Source organism: Exiguobacterium sp. s70 (assembly GCF_018618315.1).
GTDB lineage: Bacteria > Bacillota > Bacilli > Exiguobacteriales > Exiguobacteriaceae > Exiguobacterium > Exiguobacterium chiriqhucha.
The window spans coordinates 495,000-508,780 of record NZ_JACSLV010000002.1; the positions used below are offsets into that span (position 1 = coordinate 495,000).

General features: G+C 52.7%; 15 protein-coding genes. All 15 read left to right on the forward strand.

Going from position 1 to position 13,781, the window contains the following annotated elements:
* Window positions 1-11 precede the first annotated feature (11 nt).
* The 15 genes from KNP84_RS07225 to KNP84_RS07295 all read left to right on the forward strand — a co-directional run bounded on the left by KNP84_RS07225 (window position 12) and on the right by KNP84_RS07295 (window position 13,724).
* Window positions 12-1,979, forward strand: coding sequence for a chemotaxis protein CheA (locus tag KNP84_RS07225; RefSeq protein WP_214713787.1), 1,968 nt, complete (start codon window positions 12-14; stop codon window positions 1,977-1,979).
* Between the two features lie 12 nt (window positions 1,980-1,991).
* Window positions 1,992-2,423 (forward strand): chemotaxis protein CheW, encoded by a 432-nt coding sequence (locus KNP84_RS07230; protein ID WP_029595691.1) that lies wholly within the window; start codon window positions 1,992-1,994, stop codon window positions 2,421-2,423.
* A complete protein-coding gene (locus KNP84_RS07235; protein WP_214836282.1) occupies window positions 2,413-3,012 on the forward strand; it encodes a chemotaxis protein CheC in 600 nt (199 codons plus the stop codon). The genes KNP84_RS07230 and KNP84_RS07235 overlap by 11 nt, the downstream gene beginning before the upstream one ends.
* A complete protein-coding gene (locus tag KNP84_RS07240) occupies window positions 3,005-3,490 on the forward strand; it encodes a chemotaxis protein CheD (RefSeq protein WP_021067143.1) in 486 nt (161 codons plus the stop codon). The genes KNP84_RS07235 and KNP84_RS07240 overlap by 8 nt, the downstream gene beginning before the upstream one ends.
* A gap of 11 nt (window positions 3,491-3,501) precedes the next feature.
* Window positions 3,502-4,272 (forward strand): FliA/WhiG family RNA polymerase sigma factor, encoded by a 771-nt coding sequence (locus tag KNP84_RS07245; RefSeq protein WP_021067144.1) that lies wholly within the window; start codon window positions 3,502-3,504, stop codon window positions 4,270-4,272.
* A gap of 13 nt (window positions 4,273-4,285) precedes the next feature.
* On the forward strand, window positions 4,286-4,654 hold the full coding sequence (locus tag KNP84_RS07250) for a hypothetical protein (protein ID WP_021067145.1): 369 nt from the start codon (window positions 4,286-4,288) through the stop codon (window positions 4,652-4,654).
* A gap of 152 nt (window positions 4,655-4,806) precedes the next feature.
* On the forward strand, window positions 4,807-5,547 hold the full coding sequence (rpsB, locus tag KNP84_RS07255; RefSeq protein WP_021067146.1) for a 30S ribosomal protein S2: 741 nt from the start codon (window positions 4,807-4,809) through the stop codon (window positions 5,545-5,547).
* Window positions 5,548-5,664: 117 nt separating this feature from the next.
* A complete protein-coding gene (gene tsf, locus KNP84_RS07260; protein ID WP_215114539.1) occupies window positions 5,665-6,546 on the forward strand; it encodes a translation elongation factor Ts in 882 nt (293 codons plus the stop codon).
* Window positions 6,547-6,652: 106 nt separating this feature from the next.
* Entirely contained in the window at window positions 6,653-7,378 is a 726-nt protein-coding gene (gene pyrH, locus KNP84_RS07265; RefSeq protein ID WP_021067148.1) for a UMP kinase, read from the forward strand.
* Window positions 7,375-7,935 (forward strand): ribosome recycling factor, encoded by a 561-nt coding sequence (gene frr / locus KNP84_RS07270; protein WP_021067149.1) that lies wholly within the window; start codon window positions 7,375-7,377, stop codon window positions 7,933-7,935. The genes pyrH and frr overlap by 4 nt, the downstream gene beginning before the upstream one ends.
* Before the next feature lie 83 nt (window positions 7,936-8,018).
* Window positions 8,019-8,756, forward strand: coding sequence for an undecaprenyl pyrophosphate synthase (locus KNP84_RS07275; protein ID WP_021067150.1), 738 nt, complete (start codon window positions 8,019-8,021; stop codon window positions 8,754-8,756).
* Between the two features lies 1 nt (window position 8,757).
* Window positions 8,758-9,555, forward strand: coding sequence for a phosphatidate cytidylyltransferase (locus tag KNP84_RS07280; RefSeq protein ID WP_031200184.1), 798 nt, complete (start codon window positions 8,758-8,760; stop codon window positions 9,553-9,555).
* 15 nt (window positions 9,556-9,570) lie between these two features.
* Window positions 9,571-10,716 carry a 1-deoxy-D-xylulose-5-phosphate reductoisomerase gene (gene dxr, locus KNP84_RS07285; RefSeq protein ID WP_214836279.1) on the forward strand — a complete coding sequence of 382 codons (1,146 nt, stop codon included), beginning with the start codon at window positions 9,571-9,573 and terminating at the stop codon, window positions 10,714-10,716.
* A gap of 16 nt (window positions 10,717-10,732) precedes the next feature.
* Window positions 10,733-11,983, forward strand: a complete 1,251-nt coding sequence (rseP, locus tag KNP84_RS07290) for an RIP metalloprotease RseP (protein WP_029595687.1) — start codon at window positions 10,733-10,735, stop codon at window positions 11,981-11,983.
* Between the two features lie 40 nt (window positions 11,984-12,023).
* Window positions 12,024-13,724 carry a proline--tRNA ligase gene (locus KNP84_RS07295; protein ID WP_021067154.1) on the forward strand — a complete coding sequence of 567 codons (1,701 nt, stop codon included), beginning with the start codon at window positions 12,024-12,026 and terminating at the stop codon, window positions 13,722-13,724.
* Window positions 13,725-13,781 lie beyond the last annotated feature (57 nt).

A 13,781-nucleotide genomic window follows, 5' to 3' on the forward strand; every position in this document is an offset into this window, starting at 1 on the left:
AGGCATTATAGATGGACGTGAACGAATACTTAGGATTGTTTTTAGATGAGTCGCAAGAACATATTCAATCGGTGAACACCCAACTGTTAAAACTTGAACAGACGGGCAGCCAAGAGGCGATTCAAGAGATTTTCCGCTCCGCGCATACGCTCAAAGGAATGTCGGCGACGATGGGTTACGAGAGTGTGGCCAACTTGACACATGAGATGGAGAGCGCGCTCGACTTGGTTCGGGCCGGTAAGAAAGAGAGCAACCAGCTGTTGCTTGATACGATGTTCTCAGCGATGGAACAAATCGAAGAGATGATCGCCAATATCGAGACCGGCGGCCGAGGCGCGAACGTCGATGTCGCTGCGACGGTGTCTGCGTTCCAGTCGTTCATCGGCAGCTCGCCAAAGGCGGCTCCGACGGTCGAAGCCAATGTCTTCACGGCCGACCTTTATACGGATTCGGTCATCACCCAAGCGAAGGAGACGGGCTTCGAGGCGTTCCAATTGCACGTGAAACTATCCGATGCCGTCGTTTTGAAAGCGGCGCGTGCCTATATGGTATTCGATCGCCTGCAAGAACTCGGCGAGGTCGTCCGGACGTTACCGGAAACCGAGGCCATCGAACAAGAGCAGTTCGACCTCTCGTTTGACGTCTTGTTTGTGTCACAAGAGACGGCAGATGTGATTGAACACGCCGTGTCCCAAGTGTCAGAAGTCGAGCACGTCCTCGTGACGGTGTATACGAGTGCATCGAGTGAAACGGAAGTCGCCGTCAGTGCCGAGACCGTCGCCGTCGCTGAAGCGAAACCGAAAGTCGAGGCGGACGAGCCGAAAGAACAGGCTGTCGCCCAGGCGAAGACGATTCGCGTCAACTTGGAACGGATTGATCGTTTAATGAACTTATTCGAAGAGTTCATTATCGACCGCGGTCGTCTCGAGCGGCTCGCCGACGAAGTCGGACAGCCTGAATTGAACGAGACGGTCGAGAAAATCAAACGCGGGACGAACGAACTCCAATCACTCGTCCTGACGCTCCGGATGATGCCGATCGAGCAAGTGTTCAACCGCTTCCCACGCATGGTACGTTCGGTCGCGAAAGACATCCATAAAAAAGTCCAGCTTGAGATCACAGGCGCGGAGACGGAACTCGATCGGACGGTCATCGATGAGATTGGCGACCCGCTCGTTCACTTGATTCGCAATGCCATCGATCACGGCATCGAACTACCAGAAGTCCGTGTCGCCGCCGGGAAACCGGAGCAAGGGAGTCTTGCACTCCGGGCTTACCATGGCGGCAACCGTGTCTTCATTGAAATCGAGGACGACGGGGCAGGGATCCATGTCGATAAAGTCCGGTCGAAAGCGCTCGAGCGCGGCGTCATCACGCCGGAAGAAGCGACAGCGATGACCGATAACGAAGTCGCTATGCTCATCTTCGCCCCAGGCTTCTCGACGGCAGATGTCGTCACTGATTTGTCTGGTCGCGGTGTCGGTCTTGACGTCGTGAAAAACAAAATTGAATCACTCGGTGGGGTCGTCACGCTCGAGACGGTCGTCGGACAAGGGACAAAATTCCAAGTCAGCCTTCCGCTCACGCTGTCCATCATCTCGGCGATGCTCGTTCAAGCCGGTGAGGAGACGTACGCCATCCCGTTGTCATCGATTCTTGAGACGACACTTCTTGACGAGGCCGACATTTTGACGGCCCATCGCGAACGTGTCTTCGATTTCCGAGGTCAGCTCGTCCCGCTCGTCTATTTAAAAGAAATGTTTGCGATTGAGACGGAAACGAAGACGCAATTCCCGGTCGTCGTCGTCCGTAAAGGAAATAAACTCGTCGGCGTGGTCGTCAACGATTTGATTGGCCAACAAGAGATTGTCATGAAGCCGCTCGGTACGTATCTCGAGGGCATTCCGGCCATCTCTGGTGCGACGATACTCGGAGACGGGCGTGTCGCTTTGATTGTCGACAGCAACGATCTGTTCTAAGGAGGAAGAAGGATGGAACAAAAATGGGTAGTCTTTTCACTGGGAACGAACACATACGGGATCGATGTCCAGTCGGTCCGCTCGATTGAACGGGTACAACCGGTCACACGCGTCCCGAACGCACCGGCTCACGTCAAGGGCGTCATCAATTTGCGCGGTGTCGTCACGCCGGTCATCGACCTTCGCCTCCGCCTCGGGTATGAGGCGATTGAACCGACCGACGAGACTCGGATTTTAATCGCCTCGCTCAATCAAGGCGATGCCGGTTTTATCGTCGATCGCGCCAACGAGGTCGTGGAAAGCGAGGACGTTCGTCTCGAGCCGATTCCTGAATCGAGTCGAGACATGTTGTCGGCTCATTTGACGGCGATTGCGAAAGGGGAGGACAAACTGTTCTCGCTTCTCGACGCCAACGCGTTGTTCGAGGAACAACATGCTGAGTGAGTTCGAGCAAGATTTATTGAAAGAACTTGGCAATATCGGATCAGGCCACGCAGCGACGGCATTGTCGACGCTCTTGGCCAAGCCGGTCAACATTACCGTCTCCTCGGCCGAGATGGAACCGATCACGTATCTGCCGGAACGGGTCGGCGGTCCTGAGCGTCATGTGGCATCCGTGCTATTAGAGCTCGGAGGCGACATCAGCGGCATGATCCTCATCTTATTTCCGGTCGACGACGCCGAGATGATGGTCTCATCACTCATCGGGAGCGGGTTCACGTTCCAAGCGGCCGATGAACTCGGTCAGTCGGCATGGGAAGAGATTGGGAATATCATGAGCGGGGCATATGCCCGGGCGCTCGGCGATTGGTTGAATACACCAATCCCGATTCAAGTCCCGGCGACAGCGGTCGACATGGCCGGTTCGATCGTCGAATTCGTCGTCACATCGGTCCAGCCCGAAGAAGATGCGGCGCTCTATATCGATACGACGTTCCGCATCGACGGAAAAGTAAGTGCCGGACATGTGTTGTTCCTACCGACGCATGGCTCGCTCGAACGGATTAAGCAGCGGTTGATGGGCCATGGCTGAAGTACTCAAAATTGGGATTGCGGAATGGAAGCAGACGACGGCGCCGAACAAGTTGCGGACGGCCGGACTCGGTTCGTGTGTCGGGGTCATCCTGTACGACGTCCGGCTCCAAGTCGCGGCGATGGCTCACGTCATGTTGCCGGATTCGGCGATTGCCCGCAAACATCAAACGATTGAAGTAGGGAAATATGCGGATACGGCCATCGATGCTCTCGTCGCTTCATTGAAACGGGCCGGGGCCGGTCGGTTGCAAGCAAAGATGGCCGGCGGCGCCCAAATGTTTCAATTTAAATATGAGAATGAGGCGATGCGCATCGGTGAACGAAATGCCGAGGCCGTCCGCAATGCGTTGAAAGCGCACCGGATCCCGCTCATCGCCGAGGACTGTGGCGGACATAATGGGCGGACGATTGAATTTGATGTGGCGACTTGCGTCCTCTCGATTCGAACGGTCAGCGTAGGAACAAAGGAAATTTAGGGGGGATCGACATGACGACTCAACTTACCGAGTTGTGGGATCGTTGGAATACTGACCGCGATATGGATACGGCGAATGAACTATTGACGCACTATGAGTTCCTGATCCATTATCACGTGCAACGAATGATCGTGACGCTCCCGAAGAGCGTCGAACGCGACGAATTGAAAAGTTTGGGTTACATGGGATTGTACGATGCCCTCATGAAATATGATCCAGAACACAACAACAAGTTTGACACGTACGCGGCGTTTCGGATTCGGGGCGCCATCATCGACGGATTACGGAAAATCGATTGGTTGCCGCGATCGGTGCGTGAACGGGTGAAGAAGATTGACCACGTCGCCGAACAGCTCGAACAGAAGTTGCATCGGGCCCCGACGAAAGAAGAACTGGCGCACGCGTGCGAGCTGCCGGTCTCAGAAATCGAGAAAGCGATGGCGGAAGGGTACTTTGCGAACATGTTGTCAATCGATGAGGCGGTGACGCTTCAAGAGGAAGGCAAGGTCATGTCCGTCACGTATTTTGACCCCGACTCCGAAAAACCGGAAGACACGCTCCTGCAGCGCGAGTTGCTCGATGTGTTGACGAACGAGATTGAGCATTTATCTGAGAAAGAACGACTCGTCGTGTCGTTATTCTATTTCGACGAGTTGACGTTAACGGAGATCGGTGAAGTGTTGGAACTATCGACGTCCCGCATCTCACAAATTCATTCCAAGGCGCTGAAGACGTTGAAGCTTGCGCTCGGACGTTCCTATTTAGAAGAAAAGACATCGTGAAGGAGGGATGGAGATGACCGTCGTCTATATCGGAATCGCCTGTATCGTCGCGTACGGACTGTTGATTTTGTTTCGTCAAGTCCAGGCACTGACGGCTCGTGTCACGCGGCTCGAACAGGAGAAGCGTGAGACCGAGGCCCTCCTGTTGTCGTTCATGGAATCGATGAACGATGTCGTGAAACACCCTGCGCCATCGAGCGAGGAATCGGCTGTGGAACCTGCACTTGAGGATTCGCCGATGGAGGCACCGTCGTCCCGTGAGCGCCAACAGGCACCGCACGTCGAGGACGTTTTACTGAACCATTCGGTCCGAGAGACGGCCCGACTGCTCGGAAAAGGTGAGGGAGAAGTCGCCCTTTATGCCAAACTTCGCAAAAAGTGAGAGTTGCCGGATTGGCTGACATATGCTATAGTAATTTTCGGTGTTAAACACATCACACACGTCTCGGGATGGTATTCCTCGGTGCCGAAAGGTCGGAATACAACGATGAACGAGGCGGAGGACTTTTTTAAACCACAAGGAGGAAATTTATCATGGCAGTAATCTCAATGAAGCAATTGCTCGAAGCTGGTGTACACTTCGGTCACCAGACACGCCGTTGGAACCCAAAAATGGCGAAATACATCTTCACGGAGCGTAACGGAATCTACATCATCGACCTTCAAAAAACGGTCAAAAAAGTAGACGAAGCTTACAACTTCGTTCGTGAACTCGCGGCAGAAGGCGGAAACGTCCTCTTCGTAGGTACGAAAAAACAAGCTCAAGACACGATCAAAGAAGAAGCACTCCGTTCAGGTATGTACTTCATCAACGAGCGTTGGTTGGGTGGAACACTCACAAACTTCTCAACAATCAAAAAGCGTATCAACCGCTTGAAGCAGCTTGAGAAAATGGAAGCTGACGGTACGTTCGAAGTACTTCCTAAGAAAGAAGTCATCATCTTGAAAAAAGAAATGACACGTCTTGAGAAGTTCCTCGGCGGAATCAAGGACATGCCAGGTGTTCCTGATGCCCTCTTCATCGTTGACCCACGTAAAGAGCGTATTGCGATTGCAGAAGCTCACAAATTGAACATCCCAATCGTTGCGATTGTCGACACAAACTGTGACCCAGACGAAATCGACTACGTCATCCCAGCGAACGACGATGCGATTCGTGCGGTTAAATTGCTCACTTCTAAGATGGCAGACGCGATCATCGAAGCGAAGCAAGGCGAAGAAGAAGTAGCTGAAGAAGCAGTAGCTCCAGAAGCTGAAGCGACAGAAGCTGAGTAATCGGTCAGACAACAGGTGATAAAGGGAAAGCCTTTTATCACCTTTTTTTAGGACACGTATATAAAGCCTTAGTGCTTTTTCTTAAAAATTCGTAAGTTTTACAAGGAGGAATTTCCGATGGCAGTTACAGCAGCAATGGTAAAAGAACTTCGTGAAAAAACAGGCGCAGGTATGCTCGATTGCAAAAAAGCACTCACTGAAACAAATGGTGACATGCAAGCGGCAATCGACTTCCTTCGTGAAAAAGGGATCGCTAAAGCAGCAGCTAAAGGCGACCGCATCGCAGCAGAAGGTTTGACGGCAGTAGCGGTTGACGGCAACAAAGCTGCGCTCGTCGAAGTTAACTCAGAAACAGATTTCGTTGCGAAAAACGAGAAGTTCCAAACACTCGTTTCAGACGTGGCGAATGCAGTTCTCACTTCAGGCGCGACTTCAGTAGAAGCGGCACTTGCTTCTGAATTCGTAGCAGGTAAAACACTTGAGACGCACATCCAAGAAGAAGCTTCGACAATTGGAGAGAAAATCTCACTCCGTCGTATCGCTGTTCTTCAAAAAGCTGACGATGCAGTCTTCGGCACGTACCTTCACATGGGTGGACGCATCGGTTCGGTCGTCATCATCGACGGTACAACGGACGAGACAGTTGCGAAAGACGTAGCTATGCACGTCGCAGCAGCACGTCCACTTTACGCGACACGCGACGAAGTATCGGCTGAAGAAGCAGATCGTGAGAAGAAAGTCTTGACTGAGCAAGCCCTCAACGAAGGCAAGCCTGCCAACATCGTCGAGAAGATGATCGCGGGACGTATGAACAAGTACTTCGAGGAAATCTGCCTCGTCGACCAAACATTCGTTAAAGACGGTGACTTCAAAGTTGGGAAATACGTAGAGTCTAAAGGCGGCCGTGTCAACTCATTCGTACGTTTCGAAGTTGGAGAAGGTATGGAAAAACGCGAAGAAAACTTTGCTGAAGAAGTAATGAACCAACTTAAAAAATAATCTGCATCACGCGTGATGCAATCAAAAATGGGAACACGTCTGTATAACCTTGAGTTAGTTCGTTAAGGGAGCGTGTTCCCTTTTTTCAAGCAAGAGGAGGCAAAGTATGGAACCGAAATATAAGCGAATTGTGTTAAAATTGAGTGGAGAAGCGCTCGCAGGAGATCAAGGGTACGGGATTGACCCGGCCATCGTCAACTCGATCTCTGGACAAATCAAAGAGTTGGTTGCCTTGGGCGTCGAAGTAGCCGTCGTCGTCGGAGCCGGAAACATCTGGCGCGGGAAGACGGGCAGCGAACTCGGCATGGACCGGGCGAATGCCGATTATATGGGCATGCTTGCCACGGTGTTGAACTCGCTCGCACTTCAAGATAGCCTTGAATCGAACGGTGTCCAGACGCGCGTCCAAACCTCAATCGAAATGCGCCAAGTGGCTGAACCGTACATCCGTCGTCGGGCGATGCGTCACCTTGAAAAAGGTCGAGTCGTCATCTTCGCGGCAGGGACGGGGAACCCGTACTTCTCAACAGATACGACAGCAGCACTCCGCGCAGCGGAAATTGAAGCTGACGTCATCCTGATGGGTAAAAATAACGTCGATGGTGTCTATTCGGCGGATCCGAAACTCGTTCCGGATGCGGTCAAATACGACACGCTCACGTACTTGGACGTCTTAAAAGACGGACTCCAAGTGATGGATTCGACAGCCACATCACTATGTATGGACAACCATATCCCACTGATTGTATTCTCATTGCTTGAAGAAGGAAACATCAAACGTGTCGTACTCGGGGAACATATCGGGACGGTAGTAGGAGGAATCAATTCATGAGTGTTAATGACGTATTGAAAACTGCTGAAGAAAAGATGGAGAAAGCCCATTCTGCCTTGAAACGTGATTTCGGGACACTTCGTACGGGACGCGCGAGCGCGTCAATCTTGGACCCGGTCCAAGTCGACTACTACGGTGTACCGACTCCGCTCAACCAAGTGGCGAACATCAACACTCCGGAAGCGCGTCTACTCTTGATTCAACCATGGGACAAATCGATGGTGTCAGATGTCGAGAAAGCGATTCAAAAAGCCGACCTCGGCCTCTCGCCGTCTTCTGATGGAACGGTCATTCGTCTCGCGATCCCAGCTTTGACAGAAGAGCGCCGCAAAGAGCTCGTAAAAGTGACGAAAAAATATGCGGAAGAAGCGAAAGTAGCTGTCCGTAACGTTCGTCGTGACGCGAATGAAAACTTGAAGAAGCTTGAAAAAGATGGGGACTTGACTGAGGACGACCTTCGCGGTTACGCGGATGACGTTCAATCGTTAACGGATTCGTACATCAAAAAGATTGATGAATCTGCAGCGACGAAAGAAAAAGAAATCATGGAAGTGTAATCACGGAAGTGGTATACCAAAAAGCTGTGTGGGGACCCTTTTACTGAGAGGGTCCCTCTTTCATACAATCAGGAGGATAGAGTATGTTTAAATGGGTGAATCCTAAAACAAAAACCGAGGCGGAACTGAGCATTCCCGAACACGTCGCCATCATCATGGACGGCAACGGCCGTTGGGCGAAGAAGCGTGGGCTCCCTCGCATCATGGGTCACCGGGAAGGGATGAAGTCGGTCCGGGAAGCGGTGCGCACCGCCCAAGAACTTGGCATCCGTTCATTGACGCTGTATGCGTTCTCGACGGAGAACTGGACGCGTCCTGAAGAAGAAGTCAACTTCTTGATGAAATTGCCGAAGCAATTTTTAGAGACGGATTTAAAAGAATTGGATGAACAGAACGTTCGCGTGCTCGTCGCAGGCGATGTGACAAAACTGCCACGCGGGACGCGAGAAGCGGTCGATGAGGCACGGACACGGACGGCGACGAATACGGGGCTCGATCTCGTCTTTGCGCTCAACTATGGCGGACGTGATGAACTCGTTCAAGCGATGAAACAAATCGCGAGTGATGTGGCGCACGGTACGATCCAACCGGACGAGATCGATGACGTCATGATTGGTGAGCGTCTCATGACGAACATGCAAGACGTTGATTTGATTATCCGCACGAGTGGGGAACAGCGCCTCTCGAACTTCTTGCTCTGGCAAGGGGCTTACGCTGAACTACATTTCACGGACGTGTTGTGGCCTGAGTTCAAACGGGATCACTTCGTCGAGGCGATTGAAGCGTACAATGCGCGGACTCGCCGGTTTGGCGGGGTGTGACATGAAAACACGAATCATTACCGGTCTCTGGGCCGGCGCCATATTTGTCACGTTGATTGCCTTAGGCGGTAGCCCGTTCGTCATCTTGATGGGCGTGCTCGCCTTAATCGGATTGAGCGAGTTTACGTTGATGCGCAATCATAAATTGATGGCGTTCCCGTTTCTCGTGACGTCACTTCTCGTGGCGTTCCCGTTCATCTTGATGTTGCTAGAGCGTCGGCTCGTCCTCGAGGAACTGCCAATGTCGACGACGCAATGGATGGTGCTCGGTTTAATGCTCCTCTTGTTCTGGACGGTCGTCACGAAAAACCGGTTCACGTACGAAGATGCGAGCTTTTATTTCGTCTCTGCCGTCTATCTCGTCATCGGGTTCTCGAGTTTCGCACTCGTCCGCTTGTCAGAAGACGGGCTCGTCAAAGTGTTGCTCGTCTTGTTCATGATTTGGGCGACCGATTCTGGAGCCTATTTCACGGGGAAAGCAATCGGAAAGACGAAACTATGGCCGTCTATCAGCCCGAATAAGACAATTGAAGGTGCGATTGGCGGCATCGTGTCGGCGATCGTCCTCGGCATCGTCTACGTACTCATCGAGCCGGTGTTACCGATTCTCGAAGTATTGGTGCTCGCGGTCGTCGTATCAGTCGTCGGTCAACTCGGTGATTTGGTACAATCAGCATACAAGCGTCAATATAATGTGAAAGATTCCGGTCATCTGTTACCGGGACACGGTGGGATTTTAGACCGGTTTGATAGTATGATCGCGGTATTCACCGTCATTTGGGTATTTAATTTGTTATAAAAGAGGAGTGTCAAGATGAAGCGAATCAGCTTAATCGGGGCGACTGGATCGATTGGCGTACAAACATGCGACGTCATCGAACAGCACCCCGACTTGTTTGAACTTGAGGCATATGCGTTCGGAACGAACGTAGACGTGGCGGAAGAATGGATCAATCGCCTACGGCCAAAATACGTATCCGCTAAAAATATCGAGGTACTCGAACAGCTCAAGCCACGCCTTACATATGAACCACTCTTTTTCATCGGACTGGAAGGGTTGATTGCATGTGCGACCGCTGAACGGGCCGATGTCGTCGTGACGGCAGTCGTCGGGGCCGTCGGGCTGGAACCGACCCTTGCCGCCATCGAAGCGGGGAAAGACATCGCGCTTGCGAACAAAGAGACGCTCGTCACGGCAGGGCATCTCGTCACCGCAGCCGTCAAAAAGCATGGCGTCAGCCTGCTCCCGGTCGACAGTGAACATTCGGCCATCTATCAATGCTTGAACGGCGAACGTCGCGACGACGTCTCGAAAATCATCTTGACGGCCTCAGGCGGAAGTTTCCGTGACAAGTCGCGAGAAGAGCTTGAAGGGGTTACGGTCGCAGAGGCGCTCGCGCATCCGAATTGGTCGATGGGTGCCAAAATCACAATCGATTCGGCGACGATGTTCAATAAAGGACTCGAAGTCATCGAAGCGCACTGGTTGTTCGATATCGATTATAATGATATTGAAGTAGTGCTCCATCGCGAGTCGATCATCCACTCGATGGTCGAATTCAAAGATGCCGCTGTCATGGCGCAGCTCGGCAACCCCGATATGCGAGGCCCGATTCTCTATGCGCTATCAACCCCGAAACGTCTTGAAATCGAAGGGAACAAGCGGTTAAACTTGAGAGAAATCGGGACGCTACACTTCGCGGAAGCCGATTTAACACGTTATCCGGCGTTACGCCTCGCTTATGAGGCCGGGCGTGCCGGCGGTTCGATGCCGACCGTGCTCAATGCGGCCAACGAGGCGGCCGTCGAGCTGTTCTTGAACGGGGAGATCGCATTCCTCGATATCGAACGCATCGTCGAGCAAGCGATGGAGACACATACGGTAATTGCAGAACCGACGCTCGAGGAGATTCTTCAAATCGACCGAGCGGTTCGAGAACAAATTCAGCAAGGAAAGTGAAGGTGGGGAATAGACAATGACGACTTTTATCGCCATCGTTTTGATGTTTGGGGTACTCATTTCGGTTCATGAATGGGGACACCTCGTCATGGCGAAACGGGCAGGGATTCTCTGTCATGAATTTGCAATCGGGTTTGGACCGAAAATCCTCTCATTCCGAAAAAATGAGACGCTGTATACGATTCGACTATTGCCAATCGGCGGTTATGTCAAAATGGCCGGGGAAGATTTTGAGCCGATCGAAGTGAAGGCCGGGCAACACGTCGGATTGCGTCTGACGAGTGCCGGGACGGTCGATCGCGTCTATTTCCAACCGGACCAGGCCCAAGACGTTCATGTCGTCGGGACGGTCGACAAGTTTGACTCGGTCCGCGAATTGAAAGTACAACTGCTCGTCGATGATGAGGTCCGTGTCTATTCGCTCGAGCGGGACACGCTTCTCGTCGACCAAGGCATGGAGATTCAAATCGCGCCTTACGACCGCACGTTCGGAGCCCAGTCTGTCTGGAAACGGGTGCTTGCGATTGCAGCCGGTCCGGCGATGAACTTCGTCCTTGCCTTCCTCCTCCTCGTCATCGTCGGTCTCGTCCAAGGGACACCGACGGACGATGGTCAAATCGGTACGGTCCAACCGGACTCGGCCGCCGATCAAGCCGGGCTCGTCGCAGGCGACGAGATCGTCTCGATCGAGGGTCAACCGATCGACAACTGGCTCGATTTGCGGACGGTATTGGCCGATCGTGCCGACACACCGACCGAAGTGACGTATATTCGTGACGACGTCGAGCAAACGGTGACGATTACGCCGCAAGCGGTCGAACAAAATGGGGAGACGGTCGGGATTTTAGGCGTGACGAACGCGCTCGAACGTTCACCGGCCAAAGCCTTTACAACCGGGGCCGAGACGACGTGGACGATGTCGACGCTCATCTTCTCCGCGGTCGGTGACTTGGTGACGGGTCAGGTCGGCGTCGATCAGTTGGCCGGTCCGGTCGGGATCGTCCGCATGACCGACGAAGTGGCAGCGAGCGGATTCATCATGCTCCTCAACTGGACGGCACTTCTATCCGTCAACTTGGCCATTTTCAACTTGTTGCCGCTCCCGGCGCTCGATGGGGGACGACTCATCTTCCTCTTGTTCGAAGCGGTGCGCGGACGACCGATTGATCCGAAAAAGGAAGGATTCGTCCACTTTATCGGTTTCGCTTTGCTCATGCTGCTCATGTTGATTGTCACCTGGAATGATATCCAGTCATTCTTTAAATAATAAGATCTAATCGAGTTACAGAAGGGAAACGTTGATACCTATGAAACAATCGAGACTGTTCATGCCTACATTACGAGAAGTACCGGCCGATGCGGAAGCCATCAGCCATCAGCTTCTCGTCCGTGGGGGCTTCATGCGCCAAAACGCCGCTGGGATTTATTCATATCTCCCGCTCGGCCATCGCGTATTGCACAATATCCAAACGATTATCCGCGAAGAGATGAATCGGGCCGGAGCGCAAGAGTTGCTCATGCCAGCGATTCAACCGGCCGAACTATGGGAAGAGACGGGACGCTGGGGCATTTACGGTCCAGAATTGATGCGATTGACGGACCGTCATGACCGTCGTTTCGCACTCGGTGCGACCCATGAGGAACTCATCACGTCAATCGTGCGCGATGAACTCAACTCGTATAAAAAGTTACCGGTCAACTTGTATCAGATTCAGACGAAGTATCGCGACGAACGTCGTCCGCGCTTCGGATTGCTCCGGGGTCGTGAGTTCTTGATGAAAGACTCGTACTCGTTCCATGCGACGCAAGACGACTTGGACGAAGAGTATACGAATATGTATAACGCCTATTCACGCATCTTTGACCGCATCGGCTTGAAATATCGTCCGGTCGTAGCTGATTCAGGTGCCATCGGCGGGAAAGATACACACGAGTTCCAAGCGCTCGCCGAAATCGGTGAAGATACGATCGTATATACGGATTCATCAACTTATGCGGCGAACATCGAGATGGCTGAAACGCTCGACCGCTATGACATGCAAGCGGCCGACGTGCTCGCACTCGACAAGGTCGACACGAAAGACAATAAGACGATTGAAGATGTGGCGCGCTTCTTGAACGTCGATCCGAAGACGACGATCAAGTCGGTCCTCTTCAACGTCGATGGCGAGACGGTCATGGCCATCGTTCGAGGTGATCACGAGGCGAACGACGTCAAAGTGAAGAACGCTCTCGGTGGACTCGACATCCAAATGGAAGAAGAAGCGACGATTATCGACTTGTTCGGCTGTGAGCCGGGCACGCTCGGACCGATTCATTCACCGGTCAAAGTCGTGGCTGATTACGCCGTCAAATATTTGGTCGACGCGGTATGTGGCGCCAACGAGGCGAACACCCATTATACGCACGTCAACGCCGAACGCGACTTGTCGCATTTGACGTATCACGACCTCCGTTTCGTCGTCGAAGGCGACATGGCACCTGACGAGTCAGGTCCGGTCCGCTTCGCCCGCGGGATTGAAGTCGGACAAGTGTTCAAGCTCGGCACACGCTATTCAGAAGCGATGGGCGCGACGTTCTTGAACGAAGAAGGTCGGGCCGAACCGCTCATCATGGGCTGTTACGGCATCGGCGTCTCGCGGACGTTGTCGGCCGTCATCGAGCAACATCATGACGATCGCGGGATCGTCTGGCCGAAGAGCGTCGCTCCGTTCGATGTGCACTTGATTGCCATCAACACGAAAGACGAGGCGCAAGTCGAACTCGCGAACCGTTTATACGATGAGCTGTCATCGACGTACGATGTGTTGTATGATGACCGTAAAGAACGGGCTGGCGTCAAGTTTGCCGATGCTGATTTGATCGGTCTTCCGATTCGTATCAACGTCGGGAAAAAAGCGAGCGAAGGAATCGTCGAAGTGAAAGTACGTGCCACTGGCGAAGTCCTCGAGACGACAGTCGATGAGTTGCCACGTGTCATCACGACGCAACTGAACGAAGCCAAATGATCGATGAAGGTGACGGTTTCTTGCCGTCACCTTCATTTTTCGACATTGAATGATAAA